Source organism: Dyadobacter fanqingshengii (assembly GCF_023822005.2).
In the GTDB taxonomy this organism is placed as follows: Bacteria; Bacteroidota; Bacteroidia; order Cytophagales; family Spirosomataceae; genus Dyadobacter; species Dyadobacter fanqingshengii.
Map to the genome: position 1 here is coordinate 6,074,567 of NZ_CP098806.1, position 20,269 is coordinate 6,094,835.

16 protein-coding genes are annotated in these 20,269 nt (G+C 45.9%); 8 read left to right on the top strand and 8 right to left on the bottom strand.

Annotation, left to right across the window (positions count from 1 at the left end):
* Positions 1–20 precede the first annotated feature (20 nt).
* The gene (locus NFI81_RS25505; RefSeq protein WP_234615593.1) at positions 21–3,047 is read right to left on the bottom strand and encodes a SusC/RagA family TonB-linked outer membrane protein; all 3,027 of its coding nucleotides are present in this window, start codon (positions 3,045–3,047) and stop codon (positions 21–23) included.
* A gap of 348 nt (positions 3,048–3,395) precedes the next feature.
* Between NFI81_RS25505 and NFI81_RS25510 the strand changes: the two genes are divergently transcribed.
* Together NFI81_RS25510 and NFI81_RS25515 are read left to right on the top strand one after the other, a co-directional pair.
* Positions 3,396–4,565 (top strand): LacI family DNA-binding transcriptional regulator, encoded by a 1,170-nt coding sequence (locus NFI81_RS25510; RefSeq protein WP_234615592.1) that lies wholly within the window; start codon positions 3,396–3,398, stop codon positions 4,563–4,565.
* A 272-nt stretch (positions 4,566–4,837) separates the two neighbouring features.
* On the top strand, positions 4,838–5,098 hold the full coding sequence (locus tag NFI81_RS25515; RefSeq protein ID WP_234615591.1) for a Txe/YoeB family addiction module toxin: 261 nt from the start codon (positions 4,838–4,840) through the stop codon (positions 5,096–5,098).
* Between the two features lie 111 nt (positions 5,099–5,209).
* Here the strand turns inward: NFI81_RS25515 and NFI81_RS25520 are convergent, their stop codons facing one another.
* From NFI81_RS25520 to NFI81_RS25545, 6 genes are all read right to left on the bottom strand, one after another.
* A complete protein-coding gene (locus NFI81_RS25520) occupies positions 5,210–6,181 on the bottom strand; it encodes a sugar phosphate isomerase/epimerase family protein (protein WP_234615590.1) in 972 nt (323 codons plus the stop codon).
* A gap of 93 nt (positions 6,182–6,274) precedes the next feature.
* Positions 6,275–7,939, bottom strand: coding sequence for a RagB/SusD family nutrient uptake outer membrane protein (locus NFI81_RS25525; protein WP_234615589.1), 1,665 nt, complete (start codon positions 7,937–7,939; stop codon positions 6,275–6,277).
* 48 nt (positions 7,940–7,987) lie between these two features.
* Positions 7,988–11,566 (bottom strand): TonB-dependent receptor, encoded by a 3,579-nt coding sequence (locus tag NFI81_RS25530; RefSeq protein ID WP_234615588.1) that lies wholly within the window; start codon positions 11,564–11,566, stop codon positions 7,988–7,990.
* A gap of 178 nt (positions 11,567–11,744) precedes the next feature.
* On the bottom strand, positions 11,745–12,863 hold the full coding sequence (locus tag NFI81_RS25535; protein ID WP_234615587.1) for a FecR family protein: 1,119 nt from the start codon (positions 12,861–12,863) through the stop codon (positions 11,745–11,747).
* Between the two features lie 85 nt (positions 12,864–12,948).
* The gene (locus tag NFI81_RS25540) at positions 12,949–13,584 is read right to left on the bottom strand and encodes an RNA polymerase sigma factor (RefSeq protein WP_234615586.1); all 636 of its coding nucleotides are present in this window, start codon (positions 13,582–13,584) and stop codon (positions 12,949–12,951) included.
* A gap of 161 nt (positions 13,585–13,745) precedes the next feature.
* The gene (locus tag NFI81_RS25545; RefSeq protein WP_234615585.1) at positions 13,746–15,209 is read right to left on the bottom strand and encodes an alpha-L-fucosidase; all 1,464 of its coding nucleotides are present in this window, start codon (positions 15,207–15,209) and stop codon (positions 13,746–13,748) included.
* A gap of 213 nt (positions 15,210–15,422) precedes the next feature.
* Between NFI81_RS25545 and NFI81_RS25550 the strand changes: the two genes are divergently transcribed.
* From NFI81_RS25550 to NFI81_RS25560, 3 genes are read left to right on the top strand one after another with little or no spacing between them, the layout of a single operon-like run.
* Entirely contained in the window at positions 15,423–15,710 is a 288-nt protein-coding gene (locus NFI81_RS25550) for a hypothetical protein (RefSeq protein WP_234615584.1), read from the top strand.
* Positions 15,704–15,988: a type II toxin-antitoxin system RelE family toxin gene (locus NFI81_RS25555; RefSeq protein ID WP_234615583.1), complete on the top strand. Its 285-nt coding sequence runs from the start codon at positions 15,704–15,706 to the stop codon at positions 15,986–15,988. The genes NFI81_RS25550 and NFI81_RS25555 overlap by 7 nt, the downstream gene beginning before the upstream one ends.
* A complete protein-coding gene (locus NFI81_RS25560; protein ID WP_254410602.1) occupies positions 15,989–16,156 on the top strand; it encodes a hypothetical protein in 168 nt (55 codons plus the stop codon).
* Between the two features lie 36 nt (positions 16,157–16,192).
* Here NFI81_RS25560 and NFI81_RS25565 read toward each other — a convergent pair whose 3' ends face one another.
* Positions 16,193–17,227, bottom strand: a complete 1,035-nt coding sequence (locus tag NFI81_RS25565; RefSeq protein ID WP_234615696.1) for an isoaspartyl peptidase/L-asparaginase family protein — start codon at positions 17,225–17,227, stop codon at positions 16,193–16,195.
* Between the two features lie 347 nt (positions 17,228–17,574).
* Between NFI81_RS25565 and NFI81_RS25570 the strand changes: the two genes are divergently transcribed.
* The 3 genes from NFI81_RS25570 to NFI81_RS25580 are packed head-to-tail and all read left to right on the top strand — an operon-like array spanning position 17,575 to position 20,192.
* Entirely contained in the window at positions 17,575–18,462 is an 888-nt protein-coding gene (locus NFI81_RS25570) for a hypothetical protein (protein ID WP_234615582.1), read from the top strand.
* Between the two features lie 24 nt (positions 18,463–18,486).
* On the top strand, positions 18,487–19,125 hold the full coding sequence (locus tag NFI81_RS25575; RefSeq protein WP_234615581.1) for an ABC transporter ATP-binding protein: 639 nt from the start codon (positions 18,487–18,489) through the stop codon (positions 19,123–19,125).
* Positions 19,122–20,192 (top strand): hypothetical protein, encoded by a 1,071-nt coding sequence (locus NFI81_RS25580; RefSeq protein ID WP_234615580.1) that lies wholly within the window; start codon positions 19,122–19,124, stop codon positions 20,190–20,192. Before NFI81_RS25575 ends, NFI81_RS25580 begins: the two co-directional genes overlap by 4 nt.
* Positions 20,193–20,269: the final 77 nt, after the last annotated feature.

Sequence of the window (20,269 nt, forward strand, 5' to 3'; positions counted from 1 at the left end):
TAAAAATCAGTGATGAGGATTTAGAATGTTACCTGAATACCGCCCAGGAATGATCTGGATTGCGGATAAACAAAGTTGTCAACGCCAATGATCGTGTTGGACCCTGCATAAGTGTTCACCTCCGGATCGTATCCGCTGTAATTGGTGATGGTGAACAGATTATTGGCACTTACATACAACCGAATGCCCTGTACGCCCTTGAAACGCGGTAATGTGTAACCAAGCGTCAGGTTTTTGCAACGCATATAGGAGCCATCTTCAACCACATAACTTGAAATGGGAAGCCTTCCGCCTTGTGCGGCACTCACATACTGGTTGCTTGGATTCGTAGGCGACCACCGATCTGCAACGCCTGCCAGCAAGTTGCGCTGGCCCAGCGGATTCTCGAATGACAAGCGGCTTGCATTGTAGATGTCATTGCCCTGCGATCCGGAAATGAATACGCCCAGATCAAATCCTTGGAAAGCCAGATTTGTTGAAAAACCATAAATGAATTTTGGATTTGGATTGCCAACAATAACCTGATCTGCTGCGGTGATCTGATTGTCGCCCGTAACATCTTTCACCTTATGCCCGCCCAGGCGGCCGTCATAGCCGGGGAGTATTGCTTCGCCCGTTTGATTTACCCCATCAAAAACATACGTCTTAAACATGCCGAGCGGCTGGCCAATCGAGAGAACCGTGTAGGTTGTCACAAAACGCTCTTTTGTAACGCCGCCATCCAGATCCAGCACTTTATTCCGGTTGAATGTTGTATTGGCCGAGACATCCCATTTCAATGGTCCGTCGAGGATTCGCGCATTCAATGCAAGTTCCAGTCCCTTATTTTCCAGCGATGCGTAATTGCCTGTGATCGAGCCATAACCTGCGCTTAATGGAAGCGTTTTTACATAAAGCAGATCGTCGGTTTTCTTGTGATAAACATCGGCAATGAAACTTACGCGGTTATTCAGCAAACTAATGTCAATGCCCAAATTCGCTTGTCTGGATCGTTCCCAACGGAGATCGGGGTTGGCGATCCCGGTTGGATTGATTCCGGTCGTGTAAGTATGGTTGATCAGATAATCACTGCCGGTAGAAGCCGCCGTCGAAAGGGATTGGTAGGGGCTGATGCCGCCTGCATTACCCGTAATGCCAAAACTTCCGCGGAGTTTCAGGTCAGATAACCAAGTTAAGTCTTTCACAAATGGTTCTTCAATCAATCGATAAGCTGCTGAAATTGCTGGGAAGAGACCGTATTTATGATTGGCTCCGAATTTGCTGGAACCGTCGATACGCGTTGTTAAATCTAGGAAAAGTTTGTCTTTGAAACCATAATTCACGCGCGCCAGATACGAGTCGAGGCGCTGGTTGCTGCGACTGCTGTTCACTGTGCGGGTTAATGCCAGCTGCAATGCTTCATTTTGGGTAGCGTCATTCGGGAACCCTGACGCGCTCATACTGTTTGAATTAGATTGTTCAAGCTGCGTTCCAAAAACGGCTGTTGCTTTGAATGTATGATTTTTACCAAGATTTGTGTTGTAGGTCAAAATGCTTTCGTGCAGCAAAGCGAGGAAATTGCCATTGGCTTTTGAACCTGATCCGGAATTATCATTGAGATCGCTCTTGTTAACAATGGACCTCGGGGAGTAGGAATTGTATAATTCACCGCGCTGATCAATGTTGAATGATGCGCGATAAGTGAGTCCTTTTACAAAATTCACCTCGGCATATAAATTTGCCAGCGTCCTTTTAATATCTCTGTTATTGGTTATAGCAGCAAAGTTCAATGGATTCACAACCTCGCGATATTGACCGCCAGCCTGCTCGCCAAAAGGAAAAATGGAGCCGTCTTCGCGATAAGGTTTCAGGGTAGGAGGTGCGCCGATTGCCGCACCCAAAACCGACGACAGCACCGCACCGCCATCACCAATGTTCTCACCACCCGTCTGAATGCCATCATTAATGGAATAACTTCCAAGAATGCTCGTGCCGATTTTTACTTTTTTGCTTAACCTGTGGTCGAGGTTCAACCGGTAGGAATAACGCTTGAATGATGAGCCTATGAATGTCCCCTGCTGGTCGAAATAGTTGAGGGACAATGCCAGTTGCGTTTTTTCATTTCCGCCATTGATCGATAGCTGGTGGTTTTGGATCGGCGCTTTGCGGAAAATGTAGTTTTGCCAATTGACGCCTTCGCCGAGCGAGGCAGGATCTGGGTAATAATTGTTTTTAAAAGCCTCATTTTCCAGCTGCGCAAATTCTGAAGCGTTGAGCACATCCAGTTGCTTATTTACTTTTTGCGTACCGTAATAGCTGTCAAATGTGACGGTCGTTTTTCCGCTCTTACCACGCTTTGTGGTGATCAAGACAACGCCATTGGCTGCTCTTGCGCCATAAATAGCAGAGGCAGACGCATCTTTCAGGACTTCAACGGATTCAATATCATTGGGGTTGATGGTAGAAAGCGGACTTACATCCGTGATGCCGCCCCCATTGGAAATCTGGATTCCATCGATCACATAAAGTGGCTCCGACGATCCGTTAATGGAATTAGTTCCCCGGATCCGAACGCTGATGTTACCACCGGGAGCACCGGAATTCTGGTTGATCTGCATCCCGGAAACGCGTGCCTGTAACCCTTGTGCAATGTTGGCTACGGGCGTTTGTACCAAATCTTCCGCCTTTACGGAAGCAATGGAACCGGTTGTTTCAACCCTCCGCTGGGTTCCGTAACCCACTACAACTACTTCTTCAAGCGCCTTGGTGTCGGTTTTTAAATTAATGTCGATGGTTGTGCGGTTATTAATAGCGATTTCTTGTCCCAAGTACCCGACAAATGAGAAAACGAGCGTTGCGTTTGCAGCGGCTTCAATGGAATATGTGCCTTCTGCGGTCGTTAATGTTCCTTGCTGCGTCCCTTTGACCGTCACACTTGCACCAGGAATTCCTTCGCCTTTTTCATCGGTAACTTTTCCCGTCACCGTGCCGGACTGCGCCAGCGTTGCATGCGTCAGACCCAGATGCAGGACCATCAGCAAAAATGATTCAAGTATTCTTCTCTTCATATACGAGTTATTAGGGTTAAGCAAAAGTGGATCAAATAGGAATAATGCAATTTTTATTTGAAGTAGAGAGCGAAACAGTGAAATGTCGTATTTCAAAAGCTCCGTCAGCAGCAGCATAAATGGCCGCTTTTACATAAATATATAGGCAGGGCGTGGTGAAGTCAAGCAGATAATAACCCAAGAAAATATGGATTTATATCAAAAAGTATCGGTAACGTTTGCGAAGACGTTGCCGATATATGGTTTTCTGGTTTTTTAATATAAGAATTTTATATTTTTGTGAATAGGCTCCGCCGATTGCATTCGGTTGAGTTGATATTCAGGAATTATAAAAAAAGTGCAAGACCAATGATTAAATGTGTGAAGTGCGGGCAGGTGGATAATATCATGAAAGCCGGTTATGTCAGGGGCAAGCAACGCTATCTGTGCAAAACCTGTAATTACTATTTTACACATGCAGAAAAAGATCTGTCGGTATTGACTGCCATGAAACGTAAGCGTCATCAAACGACGATCATTGACATTGCCAAATCACTGGGCGTTTCGAACTCTACTGTGTCACGTGCACTGCACGGGCATGCCGACATCAGCCCGGAAACGCGGCAGGCAGTGCTGGATAAAGCTTTGCAGCTGGATTATCAGCCCAACCAGCTCGCCTATAACCTTGTAAAAAGTAAGACGAACACCATTGGAATGATCGTTCCGGAATTCCATAACCCGTTCTTTCCGAACGTGATCATCGGCGCGCATGAAGTCCTTACCAATGCGGGTTATAACCTGACGATCATGCAGAGCAATGAATCGTACCAGGTTGAAATTTCCAACACAAAAGCAATGCTCGCCAACCGCATTGACGGCCTGTTGATATCTCTGACGCAGGAAACCAATAATTTCGATCATTTGAGTGTATTTGAAAAACGGGGCATTCCGCTGGTGCTTTTTAACCGCGTATGTGAGCAGATCAACGTGCCGAAAGTGGTCGTGAATGATTTCGAGGCTTCGTTTCTGGCGGTGGAACATTTGATCTTGAATGGCTATGAAAGGATCGCACATTTGGGAGGGCCTTTGAATTTGCTTGTCAGCCAGGAGCGGTTAAGGGGTTACCGCGCTGCGATGGAGAAACATGGCAAAGCCATTGAAGATCATATGATCATTCAGGGGATGTTGACGCAGCAAAAGGCAAGGATTTACGGACAATATTTGCTGGATCTTGCCAACCGCCCGGACGCGATTTTCGCCGTGAATGATTCTGCCGCTATTGAAATTATGCTCATGGCAAAAGAGAAGGGAATCAGCATTCCCGACGAGCTTGGCGTGGTGGGTTTCAGTGACAATCCCGAGTCAGCCTACATTGGCCCGGGCCTCACAACCGTCAGGCAGCCCACATACGAAATCGGCCGCACCACGGCAGACTGGATTTTACAGTTGGTTGATGATGAGGATGTTATATTGCCAGAAAAGCGTGTTTTGAATACGGAACTGATCGTTAGGGGTTCATCTCAACGTTGTGGGAATTGAAAATTTTATCTTTATATTTGAAAATCATTACTCAATTTATAACACATACTAACATTAAAATCTTCACTTATGCTACGATTAGCTTTGTCGACAGAGAGAGACAAACGATCCATTCTTAATTTTTTGAGCCGAAAACCTCGGAAAAAAAGGACTGTCGAAATGGATGCCACGGAATATCTAATGAGTAATTCTGCTAATTGGGAGCGATTAATGGAAGCCATAGATAATATCGAAAATGGCAGAAACATTATTTATCGAGATCTCATAGAGCCGTGAGGCTTGCCTGGGAAGCCAAAGCCTGGGAAGAGTATCTAGAGTGGCAAAATTGTGATAAGCACGTTGTAAAAAAGATCAACGAGCTCATCAAAGAGTGTATGAGGCATCCTTTTGAAGGAAAGGGAAAGCCGGAATTACTCAAGTCAAACTTTTCAGGTTATTGGTCACGAAGAATCTCGCATGAGCATCGATTAGTTTACAAAGTAGAGAACGATCTGGTGACAATTGCTCATTGTCGGTTTCACTATTGTAAGTGACTTGTGCCTTGGATGCGCTTTTGCCATGCATCCAAGGCACAAAAAAAGTGCGAATCCAGGGAAGCCGCACTTTATTAACTACAGAATATAATTATGATTGTCTTTTAGGGATTAGCTGAACACTTCCCTGAATAATTGCAGGCTTTTAGGGACGGCCGTGGCGGCGTCTTCCTTTCCTTCCATTTCCAATGATATATATCCCTTGAAATTGGCTTTGCGCAAAATGCCCGCAATGCGTTTGTAATCCAGATCCAGGTCGTAATAGTGGCCGCCGCCGTAATAGGTTTTGGCCTGAACAATCGTTGCGTATGGTGCCAACCGCTCAAACTGCGGGTAAGGATCGCCCACGAAATTTCCCGTATCCACATTCATGCCCATAGCAGGCGACGAAGCAAGTGGTTTATAAATTTCAAGCAAATAATCAATGTTGGAAGACAGGCCCCAGTGGTTTTCGATGGCGAGTACGACACCGGCTTTTTCCGCAGCAACCAGACATTCGCCCATGGAATCGATACACCATTTAATGGCATCCTGATCCGTATAGCCTTCAATCGGCGGCTCTTTGCCGTCTTTGTAATAATTAGCGTCTCTTTTCGCAGTCCGCCAGCTTCCCGTGTTCATCCGAATCGCCGGAATACCCATTTGAACAGCCATATTGATGCATTTAATCGTATGCTCAACGTCTTTTTTGCGGTCCTCGGCTTTGGGTTGAACAAAACTCTGGTGAATGGAAAGCAACGGAAGCGAAAGACCATTGTCGAAAGCAAGCCTTTTTAGCTTGTTCATATAAGGAACCGTCTCATTCTCCATCTGGCGATGCAGGATTTCAACCCCATCGAACCCAAGCTTTGCCGCGTCTTCGATCACCTTTTCGACCGGATATTTCTCTTTTCCAAAATGCCAGTAGGAATAGGTTGAAACGGCAATCGGGATTCTTCTTGCGGGCATTTTTGCAGGAGCTGGCTCAGCAGTATGCGCATCAACAGACTTACCTGCAACTGCTGCTATGCCTGCCAGCGCCGCAGTCTTTAACCATGTCCGGCGGGATTCACCTTCTTTATCTGACTTTAAATCGACTGACATTGTGTAAAGGTTTAGGAATAGTTTTATATAACTAAAATTTGAAAAATTTGTGACAAAGCAAGTTAAATGATTCGCTTGCTTTGTCCAAATTGGTTAGGGATTTTGTTTTAACACATTGGATCCCATAATGTCGATCTGCGCTTGTGGGATTGGGAAATATTCACTTTTGCCTTTCACGAATGTTGCGCCGTTCAGGTAAGTTCTTTTCTTGCTTTCTTTGGTTAGGTAAGCATTCAAAACCACATCGGCAACGCCCCAGCGAACCAGGTCAAAGTGTCTGTGACCTTCCATAGCAAGCTCCACACGACGCTCGAAACGCACTGCTTTTCTAGCATAATCCTTATTGGCGAATGCGGTGTATGGTTTTACCAGATAGTTGGCAGCAGGTTTGCCGGAAGCATCCATTACCACTACATTGGCAGCTCTCGTGCGCACCTGGTTAACCAGTTTCAGCGCAGTAGCCAAGTCATTTTCTTCCACCGCAACCTCGGCACGCATCAGCAAAATGTCTGCATAACGGATGGCGCGATAGTTGTTCGCATTGGCACGAGGAGACTCGGCACCGGCGTTTTCACCGCTGTAAGCAAAGAATTTCTTGAATGTATAAGGCCCGCCGAAAGTCTGGTCACGGATCCAGTTTTTACCAGGATGCACGCCCCAGTTCAGGAATGGCAAACCTCTTCTGCCTACTGTCCAGTCCAATCGTGGGTCCAATGTTCCTGCGTAAGGTGTAAATGCGTCCGTTGAAGAAAGTCCTTCGTCATTGGCAACGTCCACGTCATTGAAAGTATCCAGCAAAGGAAGACCGGCTGCATCCGTTTTGAATGCATTCACGAGATTTTGGGAAGGCTGATAAAATCCGCAGCAACCGCCCGGCGCCGATCCATAAGGAAAGTTGTAGTTGTCGCCCCAGCTTCCGTTCTGGCCATTACCACCGTCACCCACAGACATTTGCACTTCAAAAATAGACTCACTGTTGTTTTCCGTTGTGATCCTGAAATTGTCGTGGAAACTGTTCACCAAAGCAAACGGCCCGTTGTTCACCACATCGTCCAAAAGCGGTTTGGCTGCCGTGTAATCCTGCTGATACATGTGCACTTTGGCCAATGTTGCTTTTGCTGCCCATTTGCTCGCGCGGCCAGCCTGTGCTTTTGTAGCTGAAACATTGTCAATGGCAAATTGCAAGTCTGCCTCAATGTTTGGCCAGATGTCCTTATCATTGGGCAGATTGTTGTAATCAGTGACAGTTTCGTCCACGTAAGGCACCATATTCCAAAGTTTTTTGGCTTCGAAATGATACCACGCACGCAGGAAGCGCGCTTCGCCTAGTGCTTGCGCTTTTTCGGCCTCAGTCATATCTGTTGCCAGACCTATGAGCTTTATGGTGTTATTGGAACGGGAAACTCCGTCGTAAACGGCCACCCACTTATCATTATATGCACCTATATCTGCCTGCGGAATGTAACGCTCAATGGTTGTGATCTGCGCCTGGTCACCTACGTCGCTTCCTTTATATGCATCGTCGGATGCAACGGAACCGTAAATCCAGTTACTTACGGAAGATGTGTTTACCGGCCCTGCGCCTACGCCATCCAGCAAACTGTAAGCGCCGATCAGCACAGCATTAACCCCATTTTTATTGGAAAGTGACTGCTCGTTACCCACGCCAAGCGGAGTGGTTTGGAGAAATTCGTCGCCGCACGAGGTCATTAACCCCATGCAAACCACCGCTGTTAATATTGATATTCTGTTTTTCATATCTATAAACTTGTGATTATCAGATAAGTGATTTCTATTTTGCCTTTATCAGAATCCGAAATTGATACCAACCTGGTACATTTTGGAATTAGGATAATTTCCCTGATCCACGCCGAGAACAGTGCTTCCCGGCGTCGACCCAACAGAGGTAACCTCAGGATCGATGCCGCTGTATTTTGTGATGGTAAACAGGTTCTGCGCTTGCACGTAAACACGAGCGCTCTCGAATCCTATTTTAGACAAAACCTTGGAAGCCAATGTGTAACCCAGCGTCAGGTTTTTCATGCGGAAATATGAACCGTCTTCAATGAAATAGCTCGATGGCTGCTGGCTGCGGCTGTCGTTCGCGTCCAGGATCGGAAGCACGGCGTCAGGGTTATCAGGCGTCCAGGAATCGTTCAGCATGCGGAGGCTTCTGTTACCTGCCTGGTTGTTGAAATCAACCCATCTTTTAACCATATTGATGATCTGGTTGCCTTTAACACCCTGAAAGAATGCCGAAAGGTCGAAGTTTTTGTAACCAACATTCAGGTTAATACCATAGGTGAAATCCGGGTGTGGGTTGCCGAGAAATTTGCGGTCATTGTCTGTGATGGTCCCGTCACCGTCTGTATCGTGGTATTTGTATTTACCCACAGCCGCATAACCCGGATATTTAGGACCATTATCCACTTCGCCCTGATTTTGGTAAATCCCATCGATTTGTAAACCATAAAATGAATACAACGGCATTCCTGCAACCGAGCGCGTCCATGTATAGCTACGTATTGCAGGTCCCAGAAGCACTGCACTCGTGCTGCTGTTCAGCCTGCCAACTTCATTTTTATAAGTAGAGAAATTGACGCCCAAAGAATAGGTAAGGTCGCCATTCAATGCTTTGTTATTGAAGTCGAGCGCAAGGTCAATTCCCTTGTTGTTCATTTCACCCACATTCACGAAAGGAATGGTTGCCACACCTTGCGTTGCAGGCAAAGCCACCTGATAAAGCATATCCGATGTCGTACGGTTGTACAAGTCAAGATTGAAGTTGAACAGGCCTTTCAGGAATGTCGCGTCCAAACCAATGTTGGTCTGCGTTGTTGTTTCCCATTTTGCGTCCGGGTTACCAAATGCGTCCGTGTCGAATCCAGGCTGAACTGCGTTGTTGGAGCCGTCGATGGCGTAAGAAGAAAGGCCAAGGTTTGAGCGGTAAGTGCTGAAACCGTTATAGTTACCAATTTCCTGGTTACCCGTTTGTCCCCAGCCAGCCCTGATTTTCAAGTCTTCCAACCATGTTAAAGGTTTCAGGAAAGCTTCTTCCGAAAGCCTCCAACCCGCGCTGAATGCAGGGAATGTTCCGTAACGGTTGTTCTGTCCAAAGCGGGAAGATCCGTCGCGACGCACCGTTGCTTCCAATAAATAGCGGTCTTTCAGGGAATAATTGATTTTACCAAAAATGGAGAAAAGCGCCCATTCGTAACCCGCGCCTGCATTATTGATACCCGCCGTTCCGGAGCTAAGGAACATATACTGAGGATCTTCGGAGAAGAATGTTGTTCTCGTTGCAGAGAAATCACGGCCTGTTCCCTTGATCGCTTCCGTTCCTAAAAGCACGCCCAGCTTGTGAATGTTCGCGAATGTTTTGTTGTAATTCAATGTGTTAGACCATGTCCAGTTGATGTCATAGGCGTTCGCATTGGTCAAAGCATTGGCTGCTTCAATTTCCGCTTCTTCCAAATCCATCAATGTATAGCCGACACGGTTGGCAGCGGTAAGGTCAATACCAATGCTCGATTTGGCAGTCAGATCTTTGAGAATATCCACTTCCAGATAAGCATTACCGAATGCACGGAAATTATTCGTCTGGTTTTTCCTGGTTCTCCAAAGCTGTGCAACAGGGTTGGTAGCAGGTCCAAGACCAGCCGCCCTGGTTGCTGCAAAGTTGCCCATAATGTCATAAACCGGAATGATCGACGGGATACGGTAACCGTTTCCAACCGGATTTCCATCCTGGTTATTCAGCGAGCTTGCCGTGCCGTTGTTGTTGTAATAACCTTTGTTTTCAGTATAACTTACTTCCAGGTTTTCGCCCAGACGAATGCGTTTTTTGAATGAGAATTCGGTGTTTGAACGCAATGAGTAACGGTTAAAAGAAGTGTGGATCAGCACACCATCCTGCTTGAAATAGTTGAAAGCGATCGCATAGCGGCCACTTTCCGTTCCACCGGTTGCACCCACATTGTATTCCTGGATTGCCGCAGGACGCAGGATTTCCTTATGCCAGTCGGTTCCTTCCTTATTCGCTTTTACAATTTGGTAAAAACCTGTGCGGTTGTAATTGTAAAGTGAAGGATTCACTTTTGGATCACCCTCAAAAAGTCCGTAGCTTGATCCCGCGAGAATATAGTCAGGCACAACTGCATTGGCGCCATTGCCATATTGCTGATGAGATGGGTTGCCGTTGGTCAACACGCCCGCATTTTTGCGCTGCGTCCAAAGCAGGTCGCCAAATTGCTGCGGATCTTTGATCAGGTCCAGCTCCACTTTCCCCGTTTGCAAACCAGCCCTTGAATTGAATGTGAAACGCGGCGCGCCTGCTTTTCCTTTTTTGGTGGTGATGATAATAACCCCGTTGGCAGCTCTTGAACCGTAAATCGATGCCGAAGATGCATCCTTCAACACCTGCATGGATTCAATGTTGTTTGGGTTAATGCTGTTGAGACCGCCTTTGGTAGGCACACCATCGATCACATACAAAGGGTCGTTGTTGTTAATGGTTCCAAAACCGCGGATACGGACAGTTGCTTCACCGCCCGGCGTATTGTTGGACGTTACAGTCACACCTGCAACGCGACCTTGTAATTGTTGTGCAACGTTGGGTGCAGCCACTTTGGTCAATTCCGCTGCGTCCACTGTCGAAACGGCGCCGGTGATGTCTCTTTTGGATTGGGAAGAATAACCCGTAACGACTACTTCGGTCAGCGCTTTTACGTCAGATTGTAAGATAATGTCAACCTGCGATTTGTTGGTAATGTCTACCTCCTGGGTCAGAAAGCCGATGGAAGATACAACCAATGTGGTGCTGCCATCCGGCACAGTCAGCGAGAATGTGCCTTCGGCGTCCGTGGTTGTTCCTACCGAAGAGCTGCCTTTCAAAACCACGGTTGCTCCCGGAATCGTCCCGCCTGTTGCATCAATGACCTTTCCTTTCACGGGTACGTCAACGGAGGGGTTCATTTTATTAGATGAACCGGAATTCTGAGCCGGAGCGGGGGCCGATTTGGACGGCGCTCTTTTCAGCAGGATCTGCTTGCCCGAAACTTCATAAGTAACCTGCAAGGGCGTCAGGAAATTATTCAGGATGGCTTCCAGCTTTTCTTCTTTCGCGCTGAAAGTTACCGTGCGTTGCGAACCGATCAGTTCGGGGCTGTACATGAAACTGACGCCCGATAATTTGCCGATCTGATTCAGTGCCGTTCCGATTTTCTGTTCTTTAATGTTGATCGTCAACCTGCGGCTCAGCACTTCCTGGCCGTAGCCATCGAATGCATAAGAAAGCCCGGAGAACATGGTAATGATCAACATTTGCATGAGGCTGATTCTCATAATTTTAAGCAGGTGATTCTGCCGGTAAAAGGTTTTTTTCATACTTTTGTTTGTTTTGGTGGTCATAAAAAATCAGCAAAATAATTCCCTTATCCCATTAGGACTTCCAGTCCGGGGATCTTCTTAGCGCCAGCATAGAGAGGGGGTTAATACAGGTGAATGATGTTGACGCATCATTCACTTTTTGTTTCCGGTCAAATGGTTGGGTTTAGGTGAATAACTATTTACAAGAACTTCCTTTAATCGTTATCTGATCATCTTTAATGGCATATTCCGCTTCCAGGATCGTGCAAATCCATCTCAGTTTATTTTCAAGCGGTTCGTCGCCCAATGTCGCCGTAATGCTGCACTGGCCCATGATTTCCTTGTTGAAATTGATCTTCACGCCGTATGCTTTTTCCAGCGCTGCAAAAACCATTGCTACGGGTGTTTCGGCATAAGTGAAAACCTGGTGTTCAATAGGAATATGCAACAGGACAGGGCTTTTCAGGGCCAGCCTGGTCAGTTTTGCCTCATTGCGTATGAATGTTGCCTGTTGATTGGGCGTGAGTACAAGTGCAGTAAGGTTTTTATCTGCTTTGTATTGAATGGCTTTTGCATCTCGTTGGGTATACACAGAAACTTTTCCCGTTTTCACTGCTACGATCACTTGCGAATCATTTTCACCCGCTTTCACGCTGAAACTGGTTCCGTGCACTTTTGCGACGAGCTCATTGGCATACACAAAAAATGGTTGTTCCGGATTTTTGGTCACTTCGAAAAAGGCTTCACCGGTCAGGAAAACTTCGCGCCCGGTCTTTGCAAAATGTTTTGGAAAGCGGACGCTGCTATTTTTATGCAAAACAATTGCGCTTCCGTCTGAGAGCCGGACATATTTGACCTGCTGATCCTTATTGCTGATTTCCGTGAATGCATTGTTATCATCGGTTTTGGCAAGATCAGCCTTTTGGTCCGTGCGGAAATATCCTTTTTTATAAATTCCAAAGAGCGCTAATGCCAATCCCAGCAAGATAACCAGCGAAGCCGCCACATTCCATTCTACTGAACGGAAACCCTTGAACAGAATCAATTTCCGAGATTCCCGTTCATTTTCAATGCATTTGGCTGTATTTAAAGCCTGGCTGATTTTGCTGCTAATGTGTTCATCTGTAATGTGCTGATCAGGAATTTGGAATGAATCCAACAACTCTTTCGCGATGGCGATGATTTCTTGCTTCTCCTGATCATCTGCCGCCCAGTTATTCCAATGCCGGTTGTCTTCAGGCTGTTCTCCACGCGCCCACGCAACAAAGCGAGGATTGGCGAGTAAGTCTTTTAATAATGTTGAACTGGAGTGCATGCAGATAAGCGGCTTTTCTTACATTATCCGATTATGCTGCTGAAATACTCACCTGGGATACAGAATTTTTCCTTTTGAGTGATATTTAATACAAAATTTGGGAAATGTACCAGAGTAGGACCGAATATGGAGGTGCGTAAGTCCATACATTTCGTAGATTATGGAGTGCCCGCTGAATGATGTTGCTCACAGACTGAGAGTTGATGGAAAGGAGCCTAGCGATCTCCTCGGGTTGCAGATTTTGAAAAAAACGGAGATAAATTACCTCCTGCTGACGCACCGGCAATTGCTCCACGGCATTTTTGACCTTTCGTTTCAATGCGACATCATTTTCGCGCTGAATAAGGGAATCCTCACAGGAAAACTCCGCATTGATATCGTCGAAGCGATCTGTAAGTTCGACTTCCCCGGATAAGGGTTTTATTGTTTTAAGAATGCGGTGGCGAAATGATTTGATAAGGTAATATTTGACCGAAGGTGTATCATTGATAGAATTCCGGTGCAGCCACAGATGGACAAGCAGATCCTGCAATGTGTCCTCAATTATCTGCATATTGGTCGTGAACCGTTGGCCGTATTGGATCAGCGTGCGGTAATAGCGGCGCGAAAGTTCTGTGTAGGCATCTTCATCACCGCTGCGGAAGTAATTCCAAAGAATAGCATCGTCGGTATGTTTAGAAAATGGCGCCAATGTACAGAAGTAAAATGCTGGTCTTGCCAAAAATAGGCATTGGTTGTTATATATAAAATACTGTTTTGTATATTATTAGAATAACAAAATTTAATTGCTTTATTCTGCAAAAAGGCAGGTTTTGCTAAGGTCAGGCAAAATAAAAGCCACACTTTGCGGGTGTGGCTTTTTGTGTAAATATGCTTCCAACTCTATTCCGAATCCTTGTAAAGGCCGAACTCGCTGATGGCAATGCTGACGGGTGATTTGGTGATGCGGAGCCTTACTTTTTGGGTTGTAACGGGTGTTGTAAGCTTTACGATTCGCTTTGCGCCCACGCTGGTCCCTTTGTGGATTTCCTTCCAGGCGTTGCCTTCCCAGCTGTCAACAGCAAATTCTTCAATACGTTGTCCGAGCTTGATAAATTCCTGTAAAGTAATGATATCGAATGTAAAAGGCTGGCTCAGGTCAATAACTACTTCGGGCGTTTTGAAATCATCATCAGTGGCCCAGTATGTTTCTGATTTTCCGTCCAGAATGTTTTTCGCACTATAAATGGAGTTGTAACCACGCACATTAACGGCTTTGGATCCGGCTCGAGCTATCAGATTAGTGGCAAATGTTTGCTTTACATGGTCACCGAAAGATTTCAGCGCCGCAACGTCGTCCTCATGCAACTGCCCGCGTGTGTCCGGTGCCAGGCCGAGATCCAGCGCAGCGCCGCGCCCGACACTTTTTAAATATAGGTCGAATAGCTTTTCCGGTGTTTTTGGTTTTTCAGTGGGATGATAAAACCAGCCTTTGCGCAATGGAACGTCACATTCGGCAGGAATCCAGAATTTGCCATTCCGCGTTCCGCCCGGATTTTCAGTTGCATTGGCTTGTCCTGGAACCGCAACATTCTGTCCCTCAGACGGCTTGGGTGTAAGCGTTGCCCATGAAGTTTCGTTTACGCTTCCATCCTCATTTCCAGCCCAACGAACGTCCCAGCCAATGTCGCTGAATATATTTGCGGTCGGTTGTAACTTACGTGTAAGGTTTGTCCACGTAGAATCCCACTGATAATATGTTGTATTATCGATCGCGCGCTTTTCTTTTGCGCCGCCATAGTAACCGTCGCCTCCGTTGGCGCCGTCATGCCAGGACATAAATAGCTCGCCGTAATTGCTGTAAAGTTCACGAAGCTGCTCCTTGTAGATCGCAATGTATTCCGGGCCGCCGTATTTGGCATTGTTGCGGTCCCAGGGAGAGCAGTAAACGCCAAATTTTAAACCGTGTTTTCTCGCAGCGTCCGCAACTTCTTTTACCAAATCCCCTTTTCCGCCACGGAAAGGGCTTTTTGAGATATTGTACTCGGTTGTTTTGGTAGGCCATAATGCAAAACCATCGTGATGTTTTGCTACCAGCACAATGCCTTTCAGGCCACCCGCTTTGGCGGCCAATATAATTTGTTCCGCGTTAAAATCGGTCGGATTGAATGTTTTAGGATCCGCGTCTCCGAATCCCCATTCCTTATTTTCAAATGTAGTGGGCGTAAAGTGCATAATGCCGTAAACTTCGGTCTCATGCCAGGCTACCTGTCTCGGAGCTGGCAATGCACCATAAGGCTTAGGAGGCGTCTGCGCAAATGAATTAAATGCCGTTAAAAGGAAGAGTGCGGCTAGGGGTTTGATCATTGTCAGGTATTGATATTAGGTAAATAGAGTCAGGAGTTATTCGAAAAGTGAAGATCGCTTTTTTTAAAACAGATCACTAATTTTTGATTAGGATGTTAATTTTAAAATCAATGTCATTGTTGAGCGAAACATCAGGGGATTGAATCATAACAAAAATCTTAATTTAAATTTATAAATTTGAATCACCTACCAACGTTCAACTTTAATTTTATCATGTTAAATATAGTCGAAAACTACATGCAGTTGAAGAAGAACATGGGTACGCTCATTAACAAATCCGGTTACAAAAACGCTTTCCTGGCTGAGCAAATCGGCATGCCAGCGCCAACATTCAGCGTCAAAAAGCAACGCGGAAATTGGACAGAAAACGAAATGAAGCAGATTTTAGCCATTATTCAAAATGAAAAACTTGAAGATTTCTTCTTTCTTGAGGTAATGAGAGCTGAATCTGATGAACCAAGGCATCCTATTGCTGATCTCAAGAAAGAAATGGGATGGTAGTTCAGTATGTTAAAAGGTTTTCAAAAGAATTAAAAAGTACGCCAAAGGATATTCAGAAAAGAGTTTTTGACATTATCAACACATTGGAAGCCGCGCAGAACCTGGAAAGTTCGGGTTTGGATTACACACGCATGGAAGGCCAGAAAAGCGGCGAAAACTATTTTCGAATCCGGGTTGGTGATTGGCGGATTGGCATTGAATGCATTCATCCTGATATCACTTTGTTGCGGATCCTGAGTCGTGGCAGCATCTACAAATCCTTCCCACCCAGATCTTAATTGATCACAAACAAACAGGCAGGCTGCTGCCCGATTTCAGTTGCGGTTTTTGCTGGGATTTCTATGCTACTGCTTGCTTTCATGTGGTCTGCGATTTTTTACGTTGTTCGCCAGACAGAAAGCGTAGGCAGAATTCCCGCGAAAACAGAGCCGCCAAAAGGAGCGTAAATTTCAATTCCCTCATTAATTGTGAATGTTGCTCTTTCAGGAGAAGTGGCTTTTTGCATTGATAACTACTCCTTTTCCGCCTTGTTCTGTAACTGTATAATTGAATCCTTTTTGAACCGAATAAGCACCCACTTCGCCTTGCTTATTAATGGCCAGAAATCCAACCTGGAATGTTTTGGCGCGTTCGGGGTTGGGTTTCACGATGCGTTCTATCGCCTTTTTGCAGGCTTCTTCAGGCGAAAGACCTGAACGCATGAGCTCTACGACGAGGTGCGTTCCGCAGACGCGGATCACTTCTTCACCTTGTCCGGACGAGGTTGCCGCACCGACTTCATTATCAACAAAAAGTCCCGCACCAATAATCGGAGAATCACCGACCCGGCCGCGCATTTTGAAGCCCATGCCGCTGGTCGTGCACATGCCCGATAAATCGCCGTTGCTATCCAGCGCCAATGTGCCCATTGTATCGTGGTTAAAAGAACCGTCTTCAAGCCTCGCGGGTGCGAATGGGCCATGTCCTTTCTGACCTTTGGATTGTTGGTGTTCTATGTTAATAACTGGCTTGTATTCTGCTTTTTTGAGCCATTCTTTATAAGATTTTTCAGCATCAGGAGAGAGTTTCGCGGGTTCCAGCTTGAAACCATTCGCAACTGCAAATTGCTGAGCGCCTATGCCGGCAAGAAAAACATGGGGCGTCGTTTCCATAAGCTTTCTGGCCACAGAAATCGGGTGTTTGATCCGTTCCAGGAATGCCACGGAGCCACAATTGGCCTTTTCATCCATAATGCAGGCATCCAATGTTACAAATCCGTCACGATCCGGGTTTCCGCCCAATCCAACGCAGCAATTAATATCATTTTCAATGGCAATAGCAGCCTGTTCCACCGCATCCAGCGCTTTTCCTCCTTTTTCCAACACCGGCCAGGCGGCCGCATTGGAAATCTGCCCGCTGTCCCAGGTCGAGATCACAATAGGCTTTTTAACCACATTTTTTGCAAACAGCTTCTGTATACTCGCAAGCGGCAGCGCGAGCGCAGACAGGCGTAAAAATGAACGGCGTGATGGAGTCATCATAATGCGGTTAAAGGTGATCAGAAGAGTTTGGAAAAGGATTTATGGAGCTTCAATACAAATTTTAAAGACTCATGTAGAATTTTTAAAATTTTTTCAAATATACATTTCTGTGCTTTACATACCAATTAAAGTAAGAATATTTTGCAGAACGCAAAAATGGCAGCATTGAATTTGCGAAACGTGCTCCAAAGCCGTTTAATCTATTGATTATTGGTCATTATTTATTGGATTTATTGGTAATTAAAGAGTAAAAAAAGAAACATTTTCATGAATTGAATTTTGGTATATAAAAGAAACTGATAATTTAGCCTAATTAATACTGCACGTCATACATTATTAATTTAATGAACCCTCTCAAATCAAGTGTCGATGTGGCTATAAATGCGTACGGCAAACCATATCAAACTGCTATTACGCTTTATACATTAATGAGGCATTCCGGGCAATGGATCAATCGAATATATTTTGTAGAAGAAGCCAAGCAGCCGGAACCTTCGAACTTCCAGTTTATCCTGGACCACTTCGGAGACAAGATCGTGCATTATAAGCCTAGCATATGGCTTTGGACAAATAATGTCAAATTTCCCTTCCTCCTGAAATTCAAGAAATTCAGGCATGCCGTTCGCTACCAGTATCCTTGGGAAATGTCGGATCAGAAGTATCTGTTGGTGCTTCATAATGATGTTTATTTTAAAAAAGATTTGGTTAAGGAATATCTCGAAGGCATAGGATCTGCGTCGGGAATCGGGCGGATCGGGCAATGCTGGGGCTGTCCGGCTTACGAGGCTAAATTGTGTTACCCTGAGATTTATACGGAATACAAGCCGCCTTATCCGGAAGTACTGCAATTGGCAAAGGAATATCCTCAGTCACGCACACATGCGTATCCGAGGGTTGTGGATCCGGCTGCTCCCTGGCCGCTTCCGGAATGTCGTTTGAATGAATATGTGGCGTTGATCGATCTTGAAAAAACTAAAAATGACACATTACCCTTGGGAAAAGGCGCGGCTTTCGGCGCATACGACCGGCTGGATGTGGGTGTGAAATGGTTTGCCGATATGAATAACATGGGCCACACATTCAAGCATTTCGATTACGATCCTTATGCAACGCACAGCTGGGTGAGTTTGCGGAATGCGGGGCATGATGCCATGTTTAATAAAGATTTGTACAAACATGAGGAAGCGGTTGCATTACAAGTTCTTAAAGACGAATTTGGCTACCAGGATTAATGCATCATCTTTTTACACATTAAAATGACCCTTCAAATCCGGGACCTCCACCAGCGATATGGCGATTTGGAAATACTGAATATCGCTTTCTGGGAAATCGGTGCGGGGATCTTCTGGATCCAGGGCGAAAACGGAGCCGGGAAGTCTACACTTTTCCGGACGATTGCCGGAATGCTTCCTTACACGGGCTCGCTTGTACTCGACGGCCGGTATGATCTAAAAAAACATCCTGTTGATTTCAGGCTCAGGTTAAATCTGGGGGAGGCCGAGCCACTATATCCTTCATTTCTTACGCCCGCTGATCTGATCAGTTTTGTTGCTGAGGCGAAGAAAAGTCCGGCCGGACAACCGGAAATGCTTATTGACGCGCTTGGAATCAATTATCTGCAAACACCATTTGGCAGCTGTTCCAGCGGAATGGTGAAGAAAGTTTCGCTTGCGGTGTCGTTTCTGGGAAAGCCTTCCGTCATTATTCTCGACGAACCATTGATTACCATTGATCGGGAAGCACGGACTGCGCTTTTTGAGCTGGTTCGTCAATACAGGTCCGGTGGAACCACATTCCTGCTTTCATCGCACGAAGCTTTCCAGGACGATGGTCTGGATATTACAGGAACATTTGTCCTGAAAAATAAGATGCTTACCGCCGTTGGGGACTTATGAAAACTTTGTTGTTGGTTACCGTTACGGAATTTTTTAAGCAGCGGGCGGGAATGTTCTTTGTCCTTTTGGCGCTTCTTTTCGGTTTTCTGAGCGGGGCCGAACATCACGCATTCGCCGTATTCTTCCTGACCGCATCCAATGGTATGTTGTATCTGGGGATTATCTGGCTGGCTTATACATTATTATGCGCACAGTTTTTGGCCGCACTCTGGAAGCATCCGGAATATACATTTATATATAACGCAAGGCTCTGGCCGAGTCCTTTGCGAGCGTCTCGGTTTGGTCTGCTTGCGATCGGTTTTTTACAGCCGCTGATTTATTATGGTGTTTATTTGATTGCGGTTGCCGTTCAGGACAAACTTTTGGCTGGCCTATGGCCCATTTTTCCATACTATTTTTTGCTCATTATAATCATTGGAGCGGTGGCGGAATGGCGGATCGGGAACCCGCAAATTTTTGTAGAGAAAGATAAAAAGCAGTTTTTCAAATGGCCCTTCAAACGCTTCAGATCCTGGACGTGGTGGTCGCTTGAATGGCTGTTTCAGGAAAAAGGCGTGACGTTACTGGCGGGCAAATTGGGTGCTATGTTGTTCACATCAGGCACATTGCTTTACTACTCCACGGATCAATACGACCTTAGACTTCCGGCGGTGGGCTTGTCACTGGCTTATCTGCTGAACATTGGCATTTCATTCGAGTTGTATAAGTGGGAAAGCGAAACCTGGCTTTGGGGAAGGTCGTTGCCGGTGTCCCGCTGGCGGAGAATGGGGCGGATATTTTTGATTCACGCCATCATTATAGTCCCGGAAACGCTTGTGAGCGTGCGTAATGGTGCATTATCCCTGTTTGAAATGATGCAACTTTACATTTTGGGGTTATCTGTTCTCGTCACGACGCATTTATTTTTTTACAAAAAAGAGGGCCTCCTGGAAGAATGTATGCAGGCTTTCCTTTTCGGTTTTATCGGGCTTACATTATTGATTTTATATAAAATTCCTGTTTTGATCATCGCCGGCATGTTTGTCGCTTTCTCTTTTCTGGCTTATCCGAGATGGTACAGGGTTTGAAGTTTAGAGTTCGGCAATAAAAAAAAGGGTTCAGCGAGCCGTGAAGCGCACCAAACCCTTTTTTCAAGATTCTTTCC